This is a genomic window from Bacillus sp. V2I10 (genome assembly GCF_030817055.1).
GTDB lineage: Bacteria > Bacillota > Bacilli > Bacillales > Bacillaceae > Bacillus_P.
On sequence record NZ_JAUSYV010000002.1, the window covers coordinates 270,469 to 296,293 of the forward strand.

The 25,825-nt window shown below is 36.4% G+C and carries 21 protein-coding genes and 6 pseudogenes; 8 read left to right on the plus strand and 19 right to left on the minus strand.

Features of this window, described 5'->3' with window-relative positions:
- The first annotated feature begins 41 nt into the window (after positions 1–41).
- From QFZ72_RS28540 to QFZ72_RS28545, 3 genes and pseudogenes are all read left to right on the plus strand, one after another.
- Positions 42–1,883: a hypothetical protein gene (locus QFZ72_RS28540; RefSeq protein ID WP_307440474.1), complete on the plus strand. Its 1,842-nt coding sequence runs from the start codon at positions 42–44 to the stop codon at positions 1,881–1,883.
- Positions 1,884–2,686: 803 nt separating this feature from the next.
- Positions 2,687–2,816: pseudogene (locus QFZ72_RS29715) on the plus strand (carbon-nitrogen hydrolase family protein); the annotation flags it as partial.
- Positions 2,817–3,057: 241 nt separating this feature from the next.
- Positions 3,058–3,729: a GNAT family N-acetyltransferase gene (locus tag QFZ72_RS28545; protein WP_307440476.1), complete on the plus strand. Its 672-nt coding sequence runs from the start codon at positions 3,058–3,060 to the stop codon at positions 3,727–3,729.
- A 125-nt stretch (positions 3,730–3,854) separates the two neighbouring features.
- On the opposite strand, the pseudogene QFZ72_RS28550 reads toward QFZ72_RS28545, so the two are convergent.
- The 5 genes and pseudogenes from QFZ72_RS28550 to QFZ72_RS28575 all read right to left on the minus strand — a co-directional run.
- Positions 3,855–3,997, minus strand: a pseudogene (locus tag QFZ72_RS28550) (enoyl-CoA hydratase); the annotation flags it as partial.
- 332 nt (positions 3,998–4,329) lie between these two features.
- A complete protein-coding gene (locus tag QFZ72_RS28555) occupies positions 4,330–4,701 on the minus strand; it encodes an iron chaperone (RefSeq protein ID WP_307440478.1) in 372 nt (123 codons plus the stop codon).
- A gap of 207 nt (positions 4,702–4,908) precedes the next feature.
- Positions 4,909–5,037, minus strand: a pseudogene (locus QFZ72_RS28565) (SDR family NAD(P)-dependent oxidoreductase); the annotation flags it as partial.
- 443 nt (positions 5,038–5,480) lie between these two features.
- The gene (locus tag QFZ72_RS28570; protein ID WP_307440480.1) at positions 5,481–6,539 is read right to left on the minus strand and encodes a hypothetical protein; all 1,059 of its coding nucleotides are present in this window, start codon (positions 6,537–6,539) and stop codon (positions 5,481–5,483) included.
- Between the two features lie 260 nt (positions 6,540–6,799).
- A complete protein-coding gene (locus QFZ72_RS28575; protein ID WP_307440482.1) occupies positions 6,800–7,294 on the minus strand; it encodes a DinB family protein in 495 nt (164 codons plus the stop codon).
- Between the two features lie 417 nt (positions 7,295–7,711).
- Here QFZ72_RS28575 and QFZ72_RS28580 point away from each other — a divergent pair, with 417 nt between their 5' ends.
- Both QFZ72_RS28580 and QFZ72_RS28585 read left to right on the plus strand, forming a co-directional pair.
- Complete coding sequence (locus tag QFZ72_RS28580; RefSeq protein WP_307440484.1) at positions 7,712–9,562, plus strand: CocE/NonD family hydrolase; 1,851 nt, start codon at positions 7,712–7,714, stop codon at positions 9,560–9,562.
- A gap of 372 nt (positions 9,563–9,934) precedes the next feature.
- Positions 9,935–10,081 (plus strand): annotated as a pseudogene (locus QFZ72_RS28585) (hypothetical protein); the annotation flags it as partial.
- A gap of 511 nt (positions 10,082–10,592) precedes the next feature.
- Here QFZ72_RS28585 and QFZ72_RS28590 read toward each other — a convergent pair.
- From QFZ72_RS28590 to QFZ72_RS28625, 8 genes and pseudogenes are all read right to left on the minus strand, one after another.
- On the minus strand, positions 10,593–11,882 hold the full coding sequence (locus tag QFZ72_RS28590; RefSeq protein ID WP_307440486.1) for an MFS transporter: 1,290 nt from the start codon (positions 11,880–11,882) through the stop codon (positions 10,593–10,595).
- Positions 11,883–12,453: 571 nt separating this feature from the next.
- Positions 12,454–13,467, minus strand: a complete 1,014-nt coding sequence (locus tag QFZ72_RS28595; RefSeq protein WP_307440488.1) for a sugar kinase — start codon at positions 13,465–13,467, stop codon at positions 12,454–12,456.
- Positions 13,468–13,473: 6 nt separating this feature from the next.
- Positions 13,474–14,121 (minus strand): bifunctional 2-keto-4-hydroxyglutarate aldolase/2-keto-3-deoxy-6-phosphogluconate aldolase, encoded by a 648-nt coding sequence (locus QFZ72_RS28600; RefSeq protein ID WP_307440490.1) that lies wholly within the window; start codon positions 14,119–14,121, stop codon positions 13,474–13,476.
- Positions 14,122–14,152: 31 nt separating this feature from the next.
- A complete protein-coding gene (locus tag QFZ72_RS28605; RefSeq protein ID WP_307440492.1) occupies positions 14,153–15,001 on the minus strand; it encodes an SDR family oxidoreductase in 849 nt (282 codons plus the stop codon).
- Positions 14,995–16,074: a mannonate dehydratase gene (gene uxuA, locus QFZ72_RS28610; RefSeq protein WP_307440494.1), complete on the minus strand. Its 1,080-nt coding sequence runs from the start codon at positions 16,072–16,074 to the stop codon at positions 14,995–14,997. Before uxuA ends, QFZ72_RS28605 begins: the two co-directional genes overlap by 7 nt.
- A gap of 190 nt (positions 16,075–16,264) precedes the next feature.
- Positions 16,265–16,924 carry a GntR family transcriptional regulator gene (locus QFZ72_RS28615; RefSeq protein ID WP_307440670.1) on the minus strand — a complete coding sequence of 220 codons (660 nt, stop codon included), beginning with the start codon at positions 16,922–16,924 and terminating at the stop codon, positions 16,265–16,267.
- Between the two features lie 120 nt (positions 16,925–17,044).
- Positions 17,045–17,170 (minus strand): annotated as a pseudogene (locus tag QFZ72_RS29720) (Tn3 family transposase); the annotation flags it as partial.
- A gap of 424 nt (positions 17,171–17,594) precedes the next feature.
- Complete coding sequence (locus QFZ72_RS28625; protein ID WP_307440495.1) at positions 17,595–18,017, minus strand: MerR family transcriptional regulator; 423 nt, start codon at positions 18,015–18,017, stop codon at positions 17,595–17,597.
- Positions 18,018–18,254: 237 nt separating this feature from the next.
- Between QFZ72_RS28625 and QFZ72_RS28630 the strand changes: the two genes are divergently transcribed.
- On the plus strand, positions 18,255–19,376 hold the full coding sequence (locus QFZ72_RS28630; protein WP_307440497.1) for an NADH-dependent flavin oxidoreductase: 1,122 nt from the start codon (positions 18,255–18,257) through the stop codon (positions 19,374–19,376).
- A 147-nt stretch (positions 19,377–19,523) separates the two neighbouring features.
- Here the strand turns inward: QFZ72_RS28630 and QFZ72_RS28635 are convergent, their stop codons facing one another.
- The 5 genes and pseudogenes from QFZ72_RS28635 to QFZ72_RS28655 all read right to left on the minus strand — a co-directional run.
- Positions 19,524–20,525, minus strand: coding sequence for a reverse transcriptase domain-containing protein (locus tag QFZ72_RS28635; protein WP_307440672.1), 1,002 nt, complete (start codon positions 20,523–20,525; stop codon positions 19,524–19,526).
- Positions 20,510–20,833, minus strand: coding sequence for a reverse transcriptase family protein (locus QFZ72_RS28640; RefSeq protein WP_307440498.1), 324 nt, complete (start codon positions 20,831–20,833; stop codon positions 20,510–20,512). The genes QFZ72_RS28635 and QFZ72_RS28640 overlap by 16 nt, the downstream gene beginning before the upstream one ends.
- A 386-nt stretch (positions 20,834–21,219) precedes the next feature.
- Positions 21,220–22,296 (minus strand): DUF4030 domain-containing protein, encoded by a 1,077-nt coding sequence (locus QFZ72_RS28645; protein WP_307440500.1) that lies wholly within the window; start codon positions 22,294–22,296, stop codon positions 21,220–21,222.
- Positions 22,280–22,807, minus strand: coding sequence for an RNA polymerase sigma factor (locus QFZ72_RS28650; RefSeq protein ID WP_307440501.1), 528 nt, complete (start codon positions 22,805–22,807; stop codon positions 22,280–22,282). Before QFZ72_RS28650 ends, QFZ72_RS28645 begins: the two co-directional genes overlap by 17 nt.
- A gap of 541 nt (positions 22,808–23,348) precedes the next feature.
- Positions 23,349–23,801 (minus strand): annotated as a pseudogene (locus QFZ72_RS28655) (NAD(P)H-dependent oxidoreductase); the annotation flags it as partial.
- Here QFZ72_RS28655 and QFZ72_RS28660 point away from each other — a divergent pair.
- Both QFZ72_RS28660 and QFZ72_RS28665 read left to right on the plus strand, forming a co-directional pair.
- On the plus strand, positions 23,763–23,900 hold the full coding sequence (locus QFZ72_RS28660) for a hypothetical protein (RefSeq protein ID WP_307440503.1): 138 nt from the start codon (positions 23,763–23,765) through the stop codon (positions 23,898–23,900). The pseudogene QFZ72_RS28655 and the gene QFZ72_RS28660 sit on opposite strands and share 39 nt — an antisense overlap.
- A gap of 291 nt (positions 23,901–24,191) precedes the next feature.
- Positions 24,192–24,521 carry a DUF3889 domain-containing protein gene (locus QFZ72_RS28665; protein WP_307440505.1) on the plus strand — a complete coding sequence of 110 codons (330 nt, stop codon included), beginning with the start codon at positions 24,192–24,194 and terminating at the stop codon, positions 24,519–24,521.
- A gap of 111 nt (positions 24,522–24,632) precedes the next feature.
- Here the strand turns inward: QFZ72_RS28665 and QFZ72_RS28670 are convergent, their stop codons facing one another.
- The gene (locus QFZ72_RS28670) at positions 24,633–25,064 is read right to left on the minus strand and encodes a GNAT family N-acetyltransferase (protein WP_307440507.1); all 432 of its coding nucleotides are present in this window, start codon (positions 25,062–25,064) and stop codon (positions 24,633–24,635) included.
- Positions 25,065–25,825 lie beyond the last annotated feature (761 nt).

Sequence of the window (25,825 nt, forward strand, 5' to 3'; positions counted from 1 at the left end):
TTTTGGTCTTACAGCATTTAAGAGAAAGGATGCTTCTTTTAATGAATTATGAAGACATATCAGACCGTTTAATCCTGAACTATGAATTATTAAAGATTGTTATATTCGAAGAATCAAAGTACTTATTTGAAGATCGGCCATATATTTTGGAAGATTGGAAAAAGGAAGCTTATATAATGAGTGATGAAGAGTTTAGAAGGCAAGCTCCCTGTGAAAAGATGAGGCCAAGCTTCCGAGCATTATTCTTCCTATTTACTCAAACATTGTATTCTGAAAAACATATAACAAAGAAGATGATTAAAGATGCGGTGGCTAAGTATAAAGAAACCATCAAGATACTTTTAGCCGGCCATTTCATAAATGAATATCCTAATGATGAAATAAAACGCAGTGTGAACGAAGAAAAAATAGATGAAGCGTTAAACCGTGATTATATTTATGGAAGCATGGATATGGACTATCATTTAATGAGAGACATCGTTACGAAGAAAAAAGAGTTTAAAGAAAGCGAGACGGGTCACTTGGCAACTGAGATTATAGACAACCGCGGAAAAGTGAAAGGGCTGGCAGAACTCAGACCCTATGAATCACATGTTACTGAAGTAACCTCAGAGCAGCAGGCCATGTGGCTTGAAATGATTGGTTCTACAATAAACTCTTTAGATGAAATGACAGCTGACCTTTTTGATCTTATTACATATTTATGGATGGTAACCCCTAAAAGCATCGACGGCTATGTCGAGTTTCACAGCAATGATGCATTGCGACTAAGGAACTTAAAAAAGCGGACATCTAACGGCAGAGAGCTAGACTTCCGCGAAGAAGATCGGTTCAACATTATGAAACGAGTAGCTGCACTTTCAAGTATTTGGATTTCTCTGGGAGATCAAAAGGTAAAAGTGTTAAATACTCAGGAGATGAAAGAAAACGAACTCTATAACTTTAAAGATTTCCAAAGAATGTTTGAAATCGGAAAAATCAGAGTAGCCTATGATAAAAAGTCTGGCGAAGCAAAAGGAATCTATGCGGTTCAAGTTAAACCCACTTCTATTCTTACTCCTTACCTGGTGGGACCTAACCGATCTATCGGCTTATTGGACCTTAAAGTATTTCAATACAGCCATTATACACAGAGGGAACAAAAGCGATTAACAAGGTATTTGAACCTGCAGTGGAAAATCCGAACGATTAAACGTTCGCTGCAACAGCCATTTAAAGTTGCTACATTGCTTAAAGTAATGGATATTTCATCCCGTTACAATGGTGTTCAAGTAAGGGATAAATTTGAAACGGTATTGGATGAGCTTCAAAAAGATGATGTAATAAAAAGATGGGGATACACTGAAGAGATTCAGGAAGAGAAAGTTGGCAAAAAGGGATGGTTTAAAAACTATTGGACCAAATTAAGCGTTCTCCTTTTGCCGACTGATATCGTGATACAAGAAAACCAAAAAAACCTTTTGGCTGATACGAGCTATAGTATAGAGGAAAAAATTATGAATAGCATGTTTCAAATGAATAAGGAAAATGCGGCAACTCCTTCAGCTGAACTTTCTTTTTCTCACATTTCAGAACTTGTACAAAATGAAACAGCAGCAGGTGTAGACACTGAAATTTCGATGAACAAATCAGATCGCGAACCTATGCAGCAAGCATTCAAGTTCAATGAAAATATTGATGAGGATAAAGAAATTACCCTTTCCCCAGAGGCAATGAAAGAAATGATAGACACCCTGAATGTGAGTATTCGCCAGACTGCACTGGATATAGGCATCTCTCACTCCACCCTCTCTCGTTATATCAGGAAAGAGAATAAGCGACAGAATAAAAACAATGACCAGAAAATGCTAAATTGGTTGAAGGAAAAATCAATAAAACTCTAACCTATAAAATGGTTAGAGTTTTCTGTTTTTTTAAAACTTATTCGGTGCTGGCAACTACAACTATGATGATGTATATATTAACATATATATAGACATATGTTATAGCAAATAAAACAACATATACAACATTTTTAAAGTTAATAAAATTTAAGCCAAACACTTTGATAAATGTTGCTTAATAATTGTTTGATCTTGTTCTGATAATCTTGATAAATGAACAATAAAAAAAGCGTATTCCGACAAATAAATACTACCCTCTGCAAAATGACTCATCTTTATTTTGTCCTCGTTTGAAATCTCATACAGTATACTTTTTTTTACTATCTATCATTAAAGTGCCTACTTGTTAATTTCAGTTATATACTTAATAATATTTTTATTAAGAATAGAGAAAGGGGAGTTTTATTGCAACAAGGAGTATCAGTAGCAGAATATGATCTTCATACCATAAATTCTATCTAAGAATTTGCGGAGCAAGTGGACCATTATATGAAAACAGCAGAAGAATTTGGATCTGATTTTGTGCTTTTCCCTGAGTTTTTACAATTCACCTTATGTCTATAGGAGATGCAGAGGTAATTGCTTTGACGATAGATTATTTACCGTAATAAAAGAAACAATACTTAGAGTTACTTAAGAAGATCTTGTATGAAAAGCAGGGATGCATATTATTGACGGTACGCATGTCATTAAAAAAAGGCCGCTATATAATGTAGCTCACTTATTTTATTCGTATGAAGAGTGTCTTAACAGGCAAAGCTTCATATTCCACCAACAGAAGTATATGAGTGGCATATAATTACACTGGTACTGTAGGTTTACTTTCAACTGTTGACTTTATGAGAAGGAAACTTTGGTCAAGCAGCTGTTATTACGCCAAAAAATGATATACTTTTTCATCCGAAAGGGATAGCAGTTGAAGGTGAAATCAATCAGCCGGGAAGATGCCGGGATGTAGCCATCATTCTTGTAACTTGTAACCAGAACACTATATTTATCGTGTCCTAAAGGGAAATTTTTTAGATTCAGTTATCTCGCTTTTGCTACGCTGCGGAGACCGCCTGCCCGTATCGTTGTCAATTACATAGAGGACGAGAGAATCGTATCATAACAGCTCGTTAATAGAATTTAAAAATCCTATTAAAAATAAAAACAGAACAGAGGGGGAAAAAGGATGGAGTTTAATAGAATAATCAGTATTAATGATCCATTGTTTAAATCAATGCATGAACTCATGAAGAAGGTTTTTCCTCCTGAGGAAGTGCTGGAATTCGATCTTTGGAAGGAGCCGCTTGAAGATCCGGGAATAAGAGTATTTGTTGCCGTTCACAATGGAGATGTTTTGGGTGCAACGGAATACCGATACTATGAGGATTTTAATGTTGCAATGACTGACTTTACAATTATCAGTCAGCCAGGCCTTGGAATTGGAGCATTTTTGGCTCAAAAACGGTTGGCAGACCTTCAATCATTAGCAGCTGAAAACGGAAAAACCTTAACAGGTATGTTTGCAGAAATCTATGATCCCTATCAAGTAGAAAACTACGAGTTTGGCGGCGTTAAGCCTATGGATCCTTATGTGCGCCGCGAGGTACTGAGTCACCTTGGATACAAACGTCTGGACTTCACTTATGTCCATCCATCCTGGAACAATGATGGCGAAGCGGTGACAGGACTTGATCTGGGTTTTCTTCCAATGACAGAAAATCTATATGAGCTAGAAGCAGATCTTATAGTACACTTTTTAAAACGATATTATTCTGTGCTTCCAAATAAACCTCAGGCGTGGCTAGAAATGATTGAAAAATTGGAGACAAAAGAAAAAGTGGCACTGCTGCCATTATAATGTTGGAAATAAAACCTCGTAATCAGAGAGCTCTGCAAAATTAGCCCTGTCTATAGGCTTCACAAATAAAAACCCTTGGCGTGCATTTTGATAACGCCAGGGCTGTTTTCAGCTAAAAGAAGTCCTCATTTTAGAGATAAAAAGGATGCAATAATAACTGTTCTATTATTTTCTTGCCTTTCGTATTTTTCAATTTTAACTTCACATATTATTATATCCCCCGTAACACAGGTCTTAAAAACTCAAAATTCATAGTACGAGCCAGTAAGTATATCTCCTACTTTTAATGGCATATAAGATCTCTCCTGAAGGTTTTATAATTATGGTTAATAATAATCTGAATATTAAAACGATATCAAATGATATTTAACTATCCTCGTTTTGTCTCTATATATGAAAAAAAGTTAGAAACCTCTTCATGCTCGCTAACATCTAATTGATATGTATGTAGAAAGCTTTCATCATCCATTGACCGGTGCTGGGGAAGTATTTTGACGGGCGTTCGCATATGCTACTATTGAGCTGTTGGCGCCTTAATTGAGTTGCAAAAAACACATGACATATTTTCGTGTCATGCGTTTTTTGATAAGGCGTGATGTATTATTTCCGCCAAAAATTCGTATATTCTGCTTTATCCTGAATATTAAATTCAATCATTTTCTCAAGCAATTCGTAATTTACCGGTTCATTCCACGGAATTCGAAACAAGCCTTTGGTAGCGCTGTAGCCAGCTTGTGCAATGTCATCGGCAAAGTGCGCAATGCCTACTTCTTCGGGTGCAACGCTCAAATGATGCTTCGCTGTGGAAAAGCCGATGATAAATGTGCCGTGATCGGAAAACATTGGCGTATTCCACTTGATTTGCGGATCCAAATTTGGGAATTTATTAGCAACCCACGCCAAAATTTCCTCTGTTCGATCGCGGTGATCGGGGTTATCGATACCTGTTAAATATTTTGCAAAAACTTCCATGTCTTCCTCCTTCGATATTATGCTATTGCCGCCAAAAATTCGAATTCTCAGCCTTATCCTTGAGATTAAATTAACTTATCTTCTCTAGCAATTCGTAATTAACTGGTTCAGTCCATTGAATTCGGAACAAGCGTGAAGAAGCGCTGTAGCCAGCTTGGGCGATTTCATCGGCAAAATGCACCATTGTCTCTTCTTCGGATAAAATTTTAAATCATTTAAGGAATGCTCATTAATATCGCATGCAATTACTGAAGCACCTTCACTTAAGCACTGTTTAACAATTTCTTTTCCAATTCCAGAAGCTGCACCTGTTATTATTATTTTTCTCCGTTTCAATTCTATATAACCTCAAATACTACTATGAAACCAATTGTAACATGATCCTAACCCCTTTACCTTTTTAAATAACCGCTGTTAATTTAATAAAAATAGCTGCCTAATTTGGCAGCTGGTTCTTAAAGTAACGCGCCCAAAACATAAAGAAAGATCACAATGCTTATTGAAAAATTTCGCCCGATTGTTGATCAAACTCTTGAAACCTCATCTTCAACTATACTGCCCGATTGCTTAATACCAATTATTTCAAAATTAGGTGATTAACTCAATCTTTTATTCCATTAAAAAGGACACTTACCTTATTACAGATAAGCGCCCTATAGTTGAATATCAACGAATAGTAAAGTGAAGGAAAATAAAAACTCTCATGTATACAATCTATAAGTAATCTAAATTCGCCACATTTGGTTTTATTTATGTTAAATGACCATTAAAATGATGAGTTAAAGTTTACCACAATGCTTGCATCGTCCCCGCCTTTTTAAATAATAGGCTAGAATTGCTATCCCTAGAGATATTCCCCATGGCAACCAGAACAAAAAAGGAACAAATTGTCCCCAATTTTCATTGGTAATTGAGCCATTAACCATCATAAATATGATTTGTGGACTGAGCTTTAGCCCCGTTATCGTGATAATAGCCGACATCAACATAGCAGGAACCATAACAAACCAAATTGGAATTTGTTTACCTGCTAGAAAAAAACACCACCGTGGAAAAATCACTCCCCATCTTTGAATAAGTCCAAGAGTTAGAATTCCACCGCCAATACATAATCCTCCCAGTATGGCTTCAACTATTACATTGTCTTCATTCCCAACCATTGATGAGTCGTTTGTCCCCAAAGGAATTCCTAACGCCCACGCCCATCGGACAATACCGTATGGCAATGCCATAATAACGGCTAAATAGGTAAACCACTTTCCCCACTTTGCTGTTGCTTTCGCTGATGATCCTTCTGTAGCGTCATTCCTGCCACAATTGCCGCAAGCATTCTGTGTAAGACGATAATATGCTATTGCAGAAGCGCCCCATATGAACCCGCCAACTATACAAAAAACTTGATTAATAACTCTCCAATCCAGCAGATCAAAGTGAAGCAAAAACAAATAAGCAAAGTTCTGCACAATTCGCGAATCTGGAACTATAAATATAAGCGTCACACTCATTATCCAAGCAAAGGAGAGAAATATTGCACGAGGAAAACGACTACTACTTCCCCATGTCATTATCATCGCTATAGCTACTACTGTACCTATCAATCCAGCTATAGCAATGACTGCTCCCCCGACATCAACATTAAGATTTGATAAAAATGATCCCATCATTTCTGCCCGTGAATCGTTATTACCGAAAGGAAATCCGTTGCCACCTAATAACCAGTACATCCCGAGTAACCCGTATAGTAGGGACCATAGAGCAGCTGCATACCCAGTCCACTGCGGCCAACGCGACAGCCAGGAAAAATGTGTTGAATTATTGATATTTATTTTCGGTTCCATTTCACCCTCCCTAAAGCATTTTCATAATAAAAATTAAAATGCCATACTCCAAGATATAGTAACCCTTTCAATTAATTAGTTTCCAAAAAGGATCTTACTAATTTTACCATTATTTTCTTCCTAAATTAACCTCCCATTACAAGAAAATAGCTTTATTCCTTGCTCCATAATCTGGCCCAATTCTTAACTAAGGAGATGATCACACTATATGCAGCAATCGCCCCCTATAATGGAATAACTGTAAAGCTAATGAAGCTTTTTTAAAAGCTGCGTTTCCCTGCCCAAGCTCCTTGCATTTTACTAAGGAATACAATTTGCCCAATATGAGATGCGTCGTGCATTGCTAAACTCTTCAGTTCAAGCACTAATGAATTATCTTCTCCTGGGATCTGTCTATACAAATCTTCATGTTCTGATTTTGCTAGTATTTTTCCAAGTTCACGATGAACATAAAAGTATTCTTGTTTTGTTTCCTTCCAATTTTCTAACGTCTCAGTTGGTAATCGAAATGTAGATTCATTATTTTCTGCCTGTGGTTCATTCGCTGTTTCACCAAGAAATCGCATCAGAAATCTCTTTTCATAGAAAAGTAAATGACAAACTAATTCCCAAATGGAATTCATTGCCCCATCAGCTGGTTTCCAAATTGCCTGTTCAAAAGTGATATCCTCTAGCACTTTTTCAAGTGGTGGAAACCAGTCTTCTTCATCTAAGCAGCTTGCCCATTGCTGTAACAAAAGTGTTTTTACATCCATTTTCTATTCCCTCCAATTTAATCCCTTTAATTGGTCAAAATTCATTTGCGGCTTGTTGTAGAGAGGTCACTAATTAAGGTGTCATGCCAATTCCTTGTTCAATTAAACTGGCCCGATTGCGAGATGCATTAATATGTCGCCGATTTACAAATGCAACCGCTTTCTTATTTTTCCATTTTTGTTCTCGTTCAAGAAATCTATGAAACTTGGATTACTGATCCTACCACTCTAAAAAAAGGTGTGTGATCGATCTGAAAAATCAAAGTTTATTCAAATGGAAGCATTTTCTGTAATGTGAAAACTATTCGCTGTTGACAACGCTTACACTTCCTGATTTAATAAATTCTAAGTTAATATTTTATAGTGATGGAGATTGAGAGATTCACATGAATTGTCCTGTTTTTAACAGGCAAATTTATGTTGGGTCTCTTTTTTATTACAGAAATATTAACCAACGAATCGGATGGGGGAAAAGATATGGGGAGATTTTTGAGTATTGTTGTTTCATTATTGTTGGCGCTCACTTTTTTTATACCGGGAAATAGCGCACATGCTGCCACTAAACAATGGAGTTTTTACGATCGGCCGGAACAATACGGTTTGGTTAAAGAGGCAGATATACCTATTACCATGCAAGATGGTGTTGTATTAAGAGCTGATATTTATCGTCCTGATGCTCCCGGACATTTTCCGGTAATCTTGACACAGACCCCTTACAATAAAAACTATGAGGTGGGCGCAGGGGCGCAGCCGGGGCTTCGTGAGAATCCGTACTTTGTGAAGCGCGGGTATGTTCACGTAGTTGTCGATGTTCGAGGTACTGGAAGCTCCCAAGGTACCTGGGATGCATTTGGACAAGCTGAGCAACATGACAGCTTAGAGATTGTAAACTGGGCTGCTATCCAGCCTTGGAGTTCTGGCAAAGTTGGTTTATGGGGCGGATCCTATCTGGGCATCAATCAGTTTTTTACTGCAGCTCAACAGCCACCCGCTCTGAAAGCGATTTTCCCTCTTGTGCCATTGGGTGACAGCTATCGTGATATTGCGATGTCAGGTGGATTAATGAACACTGCGTTTATTCCTTATTGGGTTACTCTAGTTACGATCGGGGGTGTTATACCGCCTACGTACACATTGGAAGACCCATTATCGGCCACTTCCACAATTAACGGTCACGTTGCTGGGGATCTCAGTTTTGTCGAGCCAACGCTTCTCTCGATGGCAACAGGTGGCGATCTTGATTATGACGGTCCATTTTACCATCAGCGTTCACCCCTTAAGGTGATTGATAAGGTGAAGGTTCCAACGTTTATCACTGGGGGTCTCCATGATATTTTCCAGCGTGGCGAACCACTTCTCTATGAGGCTCTGAAAAAAAATGGAGTGACAGCGAAGCTTCTGATGGGTGACTGGACCCACGGTAACTGGGGAAGTGGATTGCCTGCAGACGGTATCCCCAACCTCGACCAGGTTGCCCTGCGCTGGTTTGATAACTATTTGAAAGGTATTAACACAAACATTAACGAAATTCCAGATGTGACACAATTTGAGCTAGGGGGCGGACACTTCGAGGTTCAATCCGATTGGCCTAACCCGCTCGCTCATACGAAACGTTATTATTTACGCAACTTTAAAGCTCTTTCAACGGATGCACCTGCTGTTGGAGGTTCTGAAACCTTGCTTCAGCAACCGGTTACCGGGGTCTGCTCGGGAAGTGCCAACCAGTGGACTGCAGGGCTTCTTGGGGCTTTGCCGTGCACCAAGGATAATCGTTTGACTGAGCTGAGCGAGGTCACTTACACGACGCCGGAACTGGTTAATGACCTTAAGCTCTCAGGACCCATTGGAGCTGAAATATATGCTTCTACCACAGCAAAAGACGCTGTCCTGTCTGTGCGAGTCACGGATGTTGCACCTGACGGAACCTCTACGGAAATTACTGCTGGTTTGCTTGCTGCATCCTTCAGAGCAGTAGATACTACGAAGAGCCGGATTGTGGAAGGGAATAACATTCAACCTTGGCATCCATTTACTAAGGACTCCGTTCTGCCGGTTACTCCTGGTGAGATCATGAAGTTGAATATTGAAATTTTTCCAACCAATGCGGTTATTAAGGCAGGCCATCGCCTAAGAGTTGCTATTGGGCCAAGTGACTTCCCGCATGCCATTTCACCTATGAAGCAAGAATTAAACCAGTTGGGTGGAGAGATCACAATCTACCATGATCCACAGCATCCGTCCTTTGTTGCTGTACCTGTTGTAGAATAGTTCAAAGTTTTAAGCATGATGAACCCGTTGTCGCGACACAGTTCCTCGATCGCGGGTTTTTATTTGGAAGGTTTTATGCCGGTAAATGAATAACTTAGCAATCCACCCGGCTTCAGTTTTACTCGATTCCGTTTTATGGGGTATATCGTTCTTCTGTTTGCCTGTTATATAATTATTATTCGAATCACTTCGGGTAATTTGGTGCCGATTCGAGGTTTTTTTCGAGTTTTTTAACACTTGAATATAAACAGGATTCTTATTTACTCCTTATTGGAACTATGCTAGTACTACCCGTGCGCGTGTTAGTAAATGAATTTAAATTCCTGTTCTTATGCCAAAACCTATTAAAATTAAGCCAGTTGATTTTTGGACGCTGTATTGTGGTTTCTATTTCTTGTTTATCTAATTGATTACGCAAAAAAATGGTTGAACAACTCAAAATTCCAGAAGGCACCTAATTTGATTCTCTCCGTTCAAAAAATTGAACGGTTTTTTCTGTTTATCATCGTTTGTTTTTAGCGTGCAACTCCCCTAAATTTATCATGGTATTTTCTTTAATCATTAACTAAAACCTAAAACTCTTTGTCATCTGTGAAATCATAAAAAAAAACAAATCCATTGAGCTATTTTGCCTTTCCCAAGCAACAGCAAGTGTAGGCGAGTAGCTTCTATATCTTTCGCATCGACTCCTGCTGCTCCTTTATTTCTTCTGACCCTTTCAAAGGCCTGGTTCAGATTATCTCGATCTAGAATTATTTCTATCAATGTTTTAGTAAGTTTCATATTGTTCCTATATTATTGAGGTTGTACAAGAAGAACTCCACGCTATGTCTATGGCTTCCTTCAGATTCCACGTCGCCATGGACACCCTTGCCTTTAACTAATGGTTTGCATATCCCAACGCCCATAACGGACTTTCACCGTCAAATTGATGAACATGCCTGGCACACAAAAAAGCTAGCCCTAACCAAAGGCTAACTCAATTTTAAAATCAATAAATGTATATAATTACCTATTCTCTATAAACACATTAGCTATGCAAAGTATTAATATTGGCAGTACCCTTTTCTGTTTTAATAGGTTTTACAAAAAACACCACTGCTAACGACCCAAATATAGCCAATGATGCAGCCAAGAAGAATGCGGTATTGAAAGTTCCGGTACTTTCAATAAAATACCCTGTAACTGTTGGTGCAATAATTCCGGATATATTCGAAATAAGATGAATGAATCCGCCGGCTGTACCCACGTTATTACTAGGTACAGTATCTTGAATAATTGCCCAGTAGATCATAGCTGTTAGGTAAAGGAAAAAGACAGCAATAGCCATCAATGCTACAGCAGCTGCTGCAGTCTCAACTAAAACTACAAAACCTACACATATAGCTGCTCCAAACAACCCCGTCACAAGAATAATTTTGCGTGAAAACATTAGTTTTTTTGTTTTTTTATAAATGTAATCAGATATAAATCCACCAGAAAATAATCCGATCGCCCCTACAAGCCAAGGAATAACTGTTACAATGCTCATGTCATGGACACTTAGATTTTTGGCATCTGTTAGATAACTAGGGAACCAAGTTAGGAAAAAGAAATTATTATAATTGTAAGCAAAAAATGCAACAGCAGTAAATAAAATCGTCGGATGTTTAATTGTTTTCCATAGACTTACTCTTTCTGTTTTAGATGGATCAGAACCAGTGCCTTGACCTAGTTGAATTTCCATTAACTCAGCTTCAGAAACTTTTGGATGTTGCTTCGGATGATCTTTTGTTAATTTCATCCAAAAATAAGCTAGCAATAATCCTAAAATCATTAAAACGATAAAAGCTGTTCTCCATCCATATTGAATAGAAACAAGACCCACAAGGGGTGCTGCTATCGCACCTCCTAAAGGCATTCCTGCTGTATATATTCCGATAGCACTTGCTCTTTCTTTAGCAGGAAACCAGTTGTTAACCATTTTATTTGATGTGGTTGCAACAGGACCTTCAGCAAAACCAAAGAATAATCTAGAAATATACAACGACGTGAAATTAAACGTTACTGCCGTAGCACCAATAAAAATCGACCAAAGCCCTAAAGATCCACCAAATACTTTTCTTGGTCCAAAACGGTCAGCTAAATATCCACCAATAAAATTGAAGATGGCATAACCTATAAAGAAACTACTGAATAATAACCCCAGTTGGGTAGGAGTTAGATTGAATTCTTTTGAGATAAAGGGAGCCGCTACTGAGAATGCCACTCGATCCATATAATTAAAGGCTCCTGCAAGAAACAGTAAAAAGACGATAAACCACCGATATTTCTTGAACATTATTCTTCCCCCTAGTATTAATGTCATAAATTGGAAAATATTTGAAAATGAAACTTCTTAATTAAACTATTAAAACGTAAAACGTTTACAAATTATTAAACTTAACAAACAATCGTCAGTGTAAAGCAAACTAGTTCAACCAACAAATATTGTTAAAATAATTCTGGTCTTTTTAAATTTTCATTTCGTTTCTAACTAGACGATTATTGTTTTCTCTTACAATTCTGCCAATTACCGTTTCGCTCCTATTGGAATTTCCAATTAATCTCCTGTATCCGAAACCAAGTTCATACTGTAATTTACAGTATTATCCATCAATATGAGATATAAAGTATTTAGGATATATATTGTATTCGTTTTCATTTCAGTGTAAATATTCACCCCTTCAACTCACACTACCACACTTGTATGGTAGTGTGAGTTGAAGGTTTCCTCAGCAAAGTTTACAAACAGTATGTTTATTACATCATGAGTATTAAAATCCTAAAAAATCCATTAAGTAAATAGATGACTTAATAAAATGTCTAAATGGTCAATCCCTAGATAGACTTTTTATCAATAGGAATTACCTTCACCTTTGAACATGAAAGGAAGAGTATTTGAAAAGATTTTCTACTTCTTCTACTTTGGAGATGGTCATATCTCCAGGTATTGTATGTTTTAAAGCTGCCGCTGCAGCAGCAAATTCTACTTTATAGCCATTATCCATATTTGATAAATAGGCATATAAGAACCCTGCAGTATAAGCATCGCCCGTTCCAACTCGATCAACGATATCGATGGAGTAGTGTCTGGATTGATAGATTTTTTTTCCATCATATTGTATACCTTGGTAATGGTTTCTTGAAGCAGATTTAACATCCCTAATCGAAGATACAATGTATTCAAATTGATATTTCTTGTAAATCTTTGAATATAAGTCCTCGTAATAGCTTAAAATATCGGTTTCTTCCAAACTTTTTTCAGGTTTAATTTCAAGAATATTTGTAAAATCAAGATGGCCTGCAAAAATAATGTCAACATACTCTAATACTTGTTCAAACTTTTCCTTCGCCTGTTCTAAAGACCATAGCTTGCTCCGATAATTAAAATCAAAGCTAACTTTTAATCCTTTTTCTTTTGCAGCTTTTATTAACGTTTTCGCCAGTTGAAAACTTTCTTCACTTATTCCTAATGTAATTCCGGACACATGGAACAAATCCTGATCTTTGAATATTTCATCAATGTTAAATTCATATATTTTTGCTTCCGTTATGGCAGAGCTTTTTCGATCATACACCACTTTGCTCGATCTTACTGAATAGCCGTTTTCTAAAAAATAAATCCCGATTCGATCGCCGCCCCTAATAATATTAGAAGTATTAACTCCAAATTCTCTTAACTTGTTAATTGCTGCATCTCCAATTTCATTATTAGGGAGTTTCGTGACGAAAGATGTGCTGATTCCATATTGACTTAAAGATACAGCCACATTTGCTTCACTTCCGCCATATGTTACATCTAAAAGCGATGTGCCGATGATTTTACTATTTCCTGGAGGTGATAGTCTAAGAAGGATTTCACCTAACGTTACAACCTTTTTCATTTGATCTCACCTTTTTTCATTTAGTTCCTGCCGAGCTTCTTTCACTTTTTTTACAAATTGTTTTGCTTTTGCAGTGATTTGTTCAGATGATCCTTTTGTAAGTTCACCTCCAACCCCTACAGCGATTACGCCATTTTTGATCCACTCTTTTACATTGTCCAGGCTTACTCCTCCCGTAGGCATAATGTTTGCTTGCGGAAGTGGTGCCTTAATATCTTTTACAAAGGTAGGTCCGAATGCTCTTCCTGGGAATAGTTTAATAATGTCGCATCCTGCTTCTAATGCTTGAATCATTTCCTTTATCGTCATACAACCAGCCATGTATGGAATTTGATATCGATTACAAAGTTTAGCCGTTTCTAAATCAAAACCAGGAGATACGATAAAGTCGGCTCCAGCTAATATTGCTATTCTAGCTGTTTCGGAATCTAGTACTGTGCCAGCGCCAACAATCAGATCACTTCCGGGAATTTCCTCCTTTAATGCAGTGATAACATTCGAAGCACCTGGTACTGTATAGGTGACTTCAATTACTGATATTCCACCTTTAATGCACGCATAAGATATTTCCTTCGTTTGAGCAATATTGTCTGCTCTTACAACAGACACAACACCAACGTCAACGATTCTCCTAAGGATGTCAATTTTTTTCACTTTCACACACTCCTTAAATTGAGATTTAAAATTATACTCCAGAATAAGCCATAAATCCGCCATCTACCGGAATAGTGATACCTGTTACAAAGCCTGACATGTTTTCATCAGCTAACCAAATTAATGTTCCTAAAAGGTCCTCCGGCTTACCAAACCGCCTCATTGGAGTGTGAGATAGAATTTTTTGAGATCTCTCAGTTAACGAGCCATCTTCATTCGTTAATAGCTTCCTATTTTGTTCTGTTAAGAAAAAGCCCGGTGCAATAGCATTTATGCGAATTCCTACTTCAGCCATGTGAACAGCCATCCACTGGGTAAAATTATCAATACCTGCTTTTGCTGCGCTATAAGCTGGAACTTTTGTCATTGGACAAGGCGCACTCATCGATGACATATTTATCACAATTGAGCCTTTTCTATTGATCATTTTCTTTGTGAATACTTGTGTTGGTATGAGTGTTCCAAGAATGTTTAAGTTAAATACAAATCCAAAACCCTCAGCATCTAAGTCAAAAAATGAAGTAATTTCATTATTCATCAGGTCTTCCGGCTTTAACGTTTCATTTGTGGTTGTGCCATTAGGATGGTTTCCACCTGCGCCATTGACTAAAATATCACAAACGCCGAATTGTTCGGTAATAATTTCTTCTGCTCTCTTTACATCTTCAATATCTAACACATTACAGGCAACTGCAATAGCTTTACCACCAGCTTGTCTTATTTCTTCTGCTACTTTTTCGCCTTTGTCTACAGTTCTATTTAAGATAGCTACTTTTACTCCTTGTCTGCCAAGTTCTTTAGCCATTTGACTGCAAAGAACTCCACTTCCACCTGTTATAACAGCTACTTTTCCATTTAAGTTTTCATTTATTCCTAGCATGACGTTCCCCCCTGTTCAGATCTTACTAACGCATCCCAAATGCCCCATAAATACATAATTCCAAGAGCTCTGTCATAAAGCCCATAGCCAGGTCTGCATTCCTCACCCCAAATATGTCTACCATGGTCTGGCCTTGCATACCCAGTGAAACCATTCTCATGATAAGCCTTCACAATATCGTAAATATCTACTGAACCATCAGTAATTCGATGGGACGTCTCTATAAAATCGCCATTTTCATAGATTTTCACATTCCGAATATGTGCGAATGGGATTCGATCTGCGAATTCTCTTACCATTTCTGCTACATTGTTATCAGGATTTGCACCTAAAGAACCGCTACATAGGGTGACACAGTTGTAAGGGTTATCAACAAGGTTTAACAATCTTTTAATATTCTCTTTGTTCGTTATAATTCTTGGCAATCCGAAAACAGGCCAAGGCGGATCATCAGGGTGAATCGCCATTTTGATATCGTTTATTTCAGCGACAGGAATAATTTGTTTTAAAAAGTATTGAAGGTTATTCCATAAATCTTCTTCTGTTACATTTTGATATGCATCAAAAAGATTAGAAAGATGTTCTAGTCTTTCTGGTTCCCAACCCGGCATTGTAAAATCTGGGTTTTTTGTTATTTCTTCTACTAACTCCATTGGATCCATATTGTCAACCTTGTCCTTTTCATAGAAAAGGGCAGTAGAACCATCTTCTAGTTCTTTATGCAAATCAGTTCTGATCCAATCAAATACCGGCATGAAGTTATAACAAATAACTTTAACCCCAACTTTCGCTAGCTTCTCGATCGTTCTTTTATAATTTTCAATATACTGATCTCTAGTCGGTAGTCCAAGCTTTATATCTTCGTGAACATTTACACTTTCAACAACTTTTATGTTTAACCCATACTCGTCCGCTTGTTTTTTTACTTCAAGAATTTTTTCCATTGTCCATTCTTTACCTGTTGGAATATCATGAAGTGCCCAAACAATTCCCTCAACACCAGGGATTTGCTTAATCTGATCGAGGGTCACACTATCATTGCCCTCGCCATACCATCTAAACACCATTTTCATCACTTAATCCCTCCAAAACTCGTCTAACCTACGATTCATAATATCCTTGACTAGTTCTAAATCATAAAACACCTCTGCAACAGTAATAATTTTTAGTCTGTTTGTGATTAAACACAATAGACAACGCTTACAATAAAAATAAAAATCGAAGATAGTAAAATCATTGAATCTTCAATTTTCTATTTCATTGTTACTTAAAATAAGTAGGATACTCTTTTCTAAGTGTTTCTTTATCAAAAATAACCATTGTTAAGTGTTCCTTCATCATCTTTACAGCTACTTCCGGCTCTTTATTTCTAATGGCTTCTATAAGAAGTAAATGCTGATGATAGATGCCATCCCAATTTAAATTTGTTGCTAATCTTAACATACGTAATCGTTTAAAATGCATGTTCATACTTTGAATCACATACCAAATATTTCCTTTTTTACACCCATCAAAAATCGTTTGATGAAATTCCTCATCTAGTTGAAAGAGCTTTTCATAATTTTTTTCCTTCATGCACATTTCTTGCATCATTAAATTCATTTCCAAAGAAAATAGCTTTTCCTGTGGAAAAGTCTCACAAGCTAGTTGAATAACCGCAACCTCTAAATGCTCTCTCATGAATCGTGCTTCTTCCACAAGGTTTAAATCAATTAACGAAACGCATGTCCCCTTTTGAGGATAAATATCTAATAATCCATCTTTTGATAGCTGAATAAAGGATTCTCTAACTGGTGTTCGACTTACTTTAAATTTCTCTGAGATTTCTTTCTCAGAAATTTTATCACCCGGTAAAAGTCGAAATTTTAATATTTCTTCTTTTAAAAGAGAATAAATCTGCTCTCTTGTTGAGCCAGCTTTCATTTTTGAATCTTTATTCACTTAATCTCGCTCCTTATCACCATATTACCATACTACCATACAAGTATATCTAGATTCTAACATGCTAATATTCATTTGAGAAGAGGAGTCCAATAACATTTTTACTTGGAGTAGGTCTTGCCAGTGTGTTTCAATTAGATCCCAGTCAACGGTATCACTAAACAGCTGGTCAATATGCTGATACTTTATTTCCTTATCAGCCCTATAAAATTTTAGATCCTTCCAATTTGGGGTATTGACAGGGTTGCTGCCATAGACCGCAAAGTATAAACCTGCCTAGCTCAATAAGTCTTGTTCCATTAAATGGCCCTTATGTAGAAGAACTTCAGTATCCGCTTACTCCGTTAAACTGCCCTTTAATGGAATAACTACATATTCAAGATGAACTAACTAATTTCCTTACTTCAGAATCTGCCCGATTCAAAAAGGACGCCTTCTTATTCAAGAAGTGCGCCCTTTTCTGGAATACCTAAAATATGATTTCAATCTTAAAATCAATTAATTCTTCTTTCACTAAAGCCCCCGATTGTTGAATATCATTTATGTTGTCTTATCGAAGAAAAGCGTCCTATAATTGAATAAATAAAATCTGACTTCACTCATAAAGTCACTTAATTCTTATAGAACTAACGCACCCGTTAGCTTAAGTACATTAATTCACATTCTTAATCTCCAGACCGTGACATTTAAAGTTATAATTAGGATTTTTCCTAACCTCTTCTTTCTGAAGTTCATACATGGCTATTTTATAGTTTATTTCTTCCAAGTGTTTTACGCTTTCTTCAATTTTCTTCTGCACTTCCAATTTATGCTGCATCAACATTTCTTCTCTTTGCAGGAAGGTAGGGTTTCCTAATTCATAAAGTTCCTTATATTCTTTTATTTTAGAAAGAGGCATTCCTGTCTCTTTTAGACAACGAATAAAAGAAATCCAATCTATTTGTTGTTCGTTATAAACTCTACGACCTTTTTCATCACGAGATATATTTGGTAATATCCCTTGCTCTTCATAAAATCTAAGTGTCTTTGCAGATACATTTAAATTCTCCACTACATATTTCATCGGATACAACATTTTATTTTCCCACCTTTTAGTTACAGTTACTGTAACTATAATATATCATAAGGGAGAATATATACACAACAATCCTTTATATAATCATATAAAAATCAATACTTGACTTACCCTAACGTTAACCAATTACACTAAAGTAGAACTTCTAATAGGGATAGTTGTAACGGCTCAGAATGGTAATAATAGTAGTCAGATTAACTCAACATTAGAAGAATATTCGATAGAGAGGTTAAAGAAATGAATCAAAAATACAGTAGGTTATTTGAATCCTTCACATTCAAAAGCGGAATAACAATTAAGAATAGAATCGTCATGGCACCTATGACAACCTGGTCAAGTAATGAGGACCTTACCATCTCGGATGACGAGGTAAAGTATTACAAACAAAGAGTAAATGGAGTAGGACTCGTCATTACAGGGTGTACTCATGTTACACCTAATGGGCAAGGTTTTACGAATGAATTTGCTGGATACAATGATGAATTTACTCCAAGTTTACGAAAATTAGCTGATGCAGCGAAAAGTGGAGGCTCCCCTGCGGTATTACAGATTTTTCATGCGGGTAATAAAGCCTTGTCTGGATTGGATGCAGTTAGTGCGAGTGCATTGCAACCCGAAGTTACTAATTTAGGTTCAACTTCAGAAACAAGAGAACTATCACATGAGGAGATCTTGTCGATTGTACGTGCTTTTGGAGACACAACAAGACGAGCGATTGAAGCCGGATTTGATGGCGTCGAAATTCATGGGGCTCATGGATTTTTAATTCAGAATTTTTGGTCGCCAGCAACGAATCAACGGACGGACCAATGGGGAGGATCACTTGAAAATCGCTTGCGTTTTCCGTTGGCAATTATTGAAGAAATCAAAAATGTCATTGAAAAACATGCTACAAAACCATTCATTTTAGGATATCGATTTTCCCCTGAAGAATCCTCTAAAAAGGACGGATTACGTATGAAAGACACGTATGAATTAATTGATTTCCTTGTTGAACAAAATTTAGATTATATACACGCTTCATTAGATAATGTGTCTTCAAAGCCAGTAGATAGTCAAGATGAAAAAACACGCCTTGAATTGATTCTTGAAAAAGCAAATGGTAAGGTACCTGTATTGGCTGCTGGTTCCATGATAACACCAGATGATTCTCTTAAAGCTATGGAATTAGGATTACCGTTAGTTGCCATTGGGCATGCGTTAATTATGAATCCTGATTGGGTTGAAAAGGTCGCAAATGGGCTTGAAGCGGAGGTTGCTTCTGAGTTAGACGTATCGAAACTTGACCAGCTTAATATTCCAGAAAAACTATGGAATGTTATTCAAGCAATGCCAGGTTGGTTTAATATTGGTAAATAAAAAAGTAGCCCTATGGGTTACTTTTTTTATTTATCTTGCACTAGTCGAGTAGAAGAGAACCTCTCTACCTTGCGGTAGATTGTATTTCTCCCCCCTCACAGAACCGTGCTTGCGCTATTAACGCACACGGCTCCTCCTAGTCATCATTTACAGAATGTAGCTAATCTCTTTTCTTAAATCGTATATATTCACTTTAATTCTTGGTGATGGTAGTGGATATTTATCAAGAAAGAGTCTGTACTTATCCCAAGTAAAGGATTTTCTTTGACTTCTTCTATTGAGCCACTTAAACAGTAAGTATTGGATTTTGTCTTTGAAGTTGTTAACATTTTGGGTATTATCTGTGATGCAGTAATAGTTGTAATAACCTGTTAGTGAGCGTTTGAATCTATCCATAATCATATGAATATCTTTATTTCTATTATTCTTTAACCATTCTTTAGATTCCTTGAGTTTGCCTTGAACTTTCTTCCTACTTGATTTCCGCTTTACTCGGAAGTTACCTTGTTTACTCTTCCCACAATAGTGTGTAAAGCCTAAGAAATCAAAGGTTGCTGGTTTACCCTCTCCCTTTTGATTTGCATTTTTCTCCGCAAACCTCCCGAAGGGAATAATTTTGGTTTTATCCTCAGCTATTTCTAGGTTAAACTTCTTTAATCTCATCTTTAAAGAATGGAAGAATTCCTGAGCTTCACTCTTATATTGAAAACAACAAACAAAATCATCTGCATATCTCACTATGTATGCTTGTCCTTTGCACTGTTTTCTAACCCTTTTCTCAAACCAAAGGTCGAGGACATAATGGAGGTATACATTAGCTAATACAGGTGATATTACTCCACCTTGCGGTGTACCATTATCTGTTTTGTGTTTTCTACCTTCCTCCATATATCCACCTTTAAGAAACCTACCAATTATACTTAGTAAGTTAGGGTCAGCAATTCGCAGTTTTAAGAACTCCATCATCCATATGTGGTCAACGTTGTCAAAGAATCCTTTAATATCTACATCTACTACATAGTTTACTGACCTCTTTTCAATGTAGTGGTTCAGTATTTTCAAAGCATCGTGGCAATTACGATTTGGACGGAATCCAAAAGAGCAGTCTAGAAAATCATTTTCATAGATGGTATTTAGTATCTTCGTAATGCCTTTTGAACAATCTTATCTTCATGTTCCGGTATTCCCAATGGTCTTTTCTTGTTTGAGTTGAGCTTTGGAATATACATTCTCCTTACTGGAACAGGACGATAGCTTTTGCTTTTAAGCCTACATACTAAATCCTCTATGTTTTCTTCTAGATTTTCACTGTATTGCTCTTTAGTTGTACCGTTTACTCCAGTTGCCTTCTTATTAGGTAATTCAAGATGACATTGAACTAGTGATTGCTCATTTAGTAAATGTACAAGAGATGTAAATTTCATTTTAGGATCAGATTTTGCTAGTTTTGTTTCCATTTATTATCCCTACCTCTGTGTGTAGTAAATGTGTCCCTAGTAAGGGTGATAACTGGTAGCTAGCCTTTCCTCCATCGGCATTACCCAACTTCATCGGTACTACGCTGCTATCCGACTCCCTACATCGGCATTTGGTTTCCTTGCTTGTTATCGCTTGTACACCATACTCTTCTAAAAAAAAAAAGAAAAGACCGGTAGGGTCTCCCGAGTTGCCGTATCATATCAATGTGTAACGTGCCAAGGTCTCTGACTCCAGAGAGGTTTTATCCATCTTGCCCTTAACGAAGAATAAATTGTTGAATAAGATTAAGATAGTTCTTTCACGTCTATTTAACATAATAGTGCTTATCGTAAATGAAAAAGGCTGACTAAGCAGCCTTTTCTCTTTAATTTATCTTCTTATTGTCCTTGCTATTTACAATAATTTCATAAGATTCATTTTCTAATATTGAGGATATTTCTTCTGATGTTAGAAAATCAAGAATCATTGATTCAATTTCAGTTCCAAGTGTTTTAGCTGTTGGATCAGAACTTAAGATAGAGGTCTTTATTATAATGCTCAACGGTTCACTTTTATAACTTACCCCTGTAACCTTAAATTCCTTTTTCGACAAAAGCCCTTCAGCAATCGCAGGTATAATTTGAGCTCCTTTATCGGCTTTTGTTACCTTCACTGTTACTCTCGTTACATTAATTTTATAATCTTTATATTTATTCGCATTTGCAACTTCTATGACCGTTTTTTCAACAGCATCTTGAATCGAATTGTAGTATTTCTTGGAACCGACTATATTTATGAAAATTGTTTTCTCCGTGGGGTCGACTTGTACCATATCAAACTTATAATCCAATTGTTTGATCTTTTTTGTAACTTCATCTTCTAGTAGGTTTTTTTCTTTCGTTTCTTCCTCATTAAGGACATAATCGCTTTTGGCTACAAATTTATTAACTTTTACGAAATATGCATCATACCCTTTTGATTTTAAAATTCCATTTACAATCTTTTCGACATCATCTTTTACTTCATTGTAATAATCATCTGAACCCTCTATACTTACTTCAACTATTTTTTCAGGCTCGTATCGGATTCCTGTCGTAATGTTATAACCTTTTTCCTGTAGTTCTTCGTAAATCAAGCTATCTACTGATTTAGATTGAAAAATTAAACCTAAATATGGAAAATTAGAAATTACCTTTGCCATAGTAGGAGAAACAAATGCAGAACCAACAAATAAACCAAATAAAATAATTAAAGCAAAACCAAAGTAAGTTATCTTTCTAATCAGACCGAGTTTTTTGATATTATAAAACATATTAGGGATCTTTTTCATGCTCTCTAAATTTTCAACATCAGTCAAAATACGGTTCTTTAGTTCCCTTTTCTGTGTTTTATTCCATATAATATCATCTTCTAACTTTTTTAGAGAATGATCATCAAAACCGTCTTCAAAATGTTTTTGCATCCAAGAACCCCTCCTTTATTAATTGTTTTTTCAGAACTGGAATCGCCCTAAATAGCGTCGATTTAACCTTACTTTCAGACCAACTTAAAATCTTCGCGGTATCCTCAATAGAAAAACCCTTGATCTTTCTTAGAACTATCACCTTTCTATAAGTATCTTTGATTTCACTTAACGCTTTATAAAGTTCATATGAATTCTCTTTGATTTTAATAATTTCTTCAGGCAATGGATTATGGTCTTTTTGCGAAATAAATAATTCTTTAATAAACATGCTAGGCTTACGCTTTCTTAAAAAATCAACCGTTAGATTGTGAGCAATACTAAATAACCATGTTTTTTCATTAGAATGATGTTTAAATGAGTCATAATACAAATAGGCTTTAACAAACGTATCGTGGGTCAAATCCTCTGCTTGTTGATAATCTTTAACCATCAATAAAATAAAGGTTAAAACTGATTTACTATGTTGTTCATACCAATCTGCAATTTCTTCTTTTCTATACTCCCACAAAATTATCCCCCCTCCATTTCTTGATGTTCAATACTTAGACGGAATATCGAAATAAAAGTTTTGTTTTTAAATTTTTTTATTAAATTTTATCTTCTAAAAAACCCAAAATTACATAGAGATTTCATTCTCTCTTTTAAGGGTACCGCTAGCAAAATACGTATTTACAACGTTAAGGATATTCCAGTATTAAAAATCCCAATGTCTCAGTGATATAAATGAGACATTGGGATTTAATTCTTCAACAATATGGCCCTAATGTAGAATAACGATCGAATTCGATTACTCCGTTAAACTGCCCAATTCTTACATAAAGGGGACGATACTATGTGCTGCAATCGCCCCCGATTGTTGCATATCATTTATGTTGTCTTATCGAAAAAAAGCGCCCTATTCTTGAATAATCAACATAACTTCTATTTGCTGAAATTGCAGAATAATTGTCTGCCTATTTTACATAATTCTCGTTCCAGAAAGTCGAAAAAAAGCTCAAGAAACTTTGTATAGTCAGGTTTCTTGAGCCTTTTTTGTTTTTATTCTTTGTTTAGAAAAGAGAATTCAATTTGTCCTCTATTTGGTTTAGCATACCTTTTCGAGTAGCGTCATCTACTTGAGGAACACTTCCAAAGAATAAATGTTCTAACGTTTCGATACCAACAAAATCAAAAATACCTGTATCCGATGTTTTCTTTAAGGCATCCGTCATGCCAATAGAATCATAAATATCCTTTGGTGTTCCGTGTGTATTAATAATAACCCCTTTTTTCCCTGTAAGAAGTTTATTAATGTTCCCATCTTCACCATAAGCGTAAGCAAATCCATAGGAGAACACTCGATCAATATATCCTTTTAAAATAGCTGGAAGTCCTGTCCACCAAATAGGATAAATCAATGTAATGACATCAGCTTTTGTCACAAAATTCTGTTCAGTTTTAATGTCTGCTGGAGTGGCTCCTGATTGAAAACCAGCAAAATCACTGCCTTTCAGTACAGGTTCAATACGTTCCTTGTTGCCTCTGTGATTGTTTGCAGTCTGATTTTCACTAAACGAGAGGCTCTAGTTCAATATGCGCTAGTAGCTTTAGAAGCACTTTAAAATATTATGGATCTTCAACAATCGGACGCTTTTTTGAAGTAACCAAAGCCTCATTTCTCAGTGTTGTAAGCGAGAAATGAGGTTTTTTATGAAGTAAAGAGTACTCAATATTTACTTTTATTGGAAATTATCTGACGGACTAGAGCAAGAACCCTGTCACTACCCCTATTGCTATTGGTAGTAACCCCCTTTTATTTCAGCCGAACTCTTCTAATGAAATAAATAAAAGAATAATTTTTCTTCAACAGTTGGAAAATAGACAGGTAACCATAAAAGAGGAGGCTTTAAACCATGAACACTATTCGCAAAGTGATGATTTCTATCCTTTTCATTTTTCTTTTACTGCCCGCAACCATTGGTCAAGCACAACCGCCAGATTATGCAAAATGGGGGAAAATTGCGGTCGAGGAGACAAAAAAACAGTATCCAAATGCGCAGATTAGTGACTATACGTATCAAGGAAAGGTCTTCATCTCTGATGAAAGAGTCCAGTATAACTTTGAATTTTCCCTCATCACTAATCAACAAAAAAAGAAAGTACATGTATATGTTTTAGTTAACCCCAAATCGGATAAACTCATTGATGTTAATTTTGATGAGATCGAACAAGGAAGGCTCTAATGTTGCTTCTGGAAATGACTTTGACCGTCCGAATTACATAGTCATGAAAAGCAAAAAGAAAGGGGACTGTTTTCGACAGTCCCTTCATTGTTCAATTATTGCACCCTATAGTTAAACAAGATTTTTAGAAAATCCTATACTTTTATCCTTATACCCCATATTTAGATAAAATTGATGTGCCCCTTTTCGTTCTTCACGATTACCACTATTTAGTCCAATGGAGATAGCTCCTTGCTCTCTTGCCCAATTTTCAGCCTGCTGTATTAGTTTTTCTCCAATTCCTTTTCTCCGATAATTTGAATCCACAACGAAGGCTATAATTCGAACATATGAACCATCATATTCATAAAATAAACTTGTACATAACCCTGCCATTCCAACAACTTTCCCATCCAATTCAGCCACTAATGTATGATAGTTTGGATTTGCTGCAATAGCATTAAATCTTAGTTTAAACCTATCGACTGAAGTTGGATAACCAAGTTGGTCCATTAAAGAAACCAATTTAGGAACATCATTTATCGTAGCTTCTCTTATATCCATCAATTCCCCTCCATTTTAAATGATTCTTACTTTATTCTTCTTATCGAAATGACATTCCTTCTTCAAGAAACTTGCTTACATTAGTACAATAATTCAACAAAAATGCTTTAATCCAAGAAGGATTAAAGGGGATTAAAGCACGTTAGCACAACAAGAAAAGAGATCGCCGCAGCGATCCCATCTTTAACTCTTGCACCCGTTAGTTGAACAAGCATTTATTCATCATAGGCATCTCCTAAAGGTGTAAAATTGTCTTGAAGCCAGTAACAATGATTACCTTTATTCATTACTAAGCGTTCTAATAGTTCTGTAAAGAAATTTGCGATTACTGGGCAGCAACCACATGCCCATCATGTTAAGACTTAGTTAAGCCAGTAGGAACCTAGCAAATGACGCTAAGCAACCTTCTGCATGAGTTAATCGCTCCCCAGGCATGACAAATAAACGTCCGTTTTGAGCATTTTTTGCTGATGCAACCGTTTTCATTTTCCTTCTTCGCTCGTATACTACACACAGAATATCAAAAACGGTTTTCTTCTCATACCGGTGGGATTTTCGCTAGGCGAAATCTCGTTTCTAAACCTTAATCCAAAAAAATAAAAATAACACCAAGAAACGATCAACAACAGAAAGTTTAACTAACCAAAAATGTACAAAGAACCAGTCACATCAACAGGGAATAAACTAACCAATGACATTTCACAATGTCAAAGGCCAACCCTTGATATGAATGGTCTTTTTTAGAGATTGTGTGAACTAAG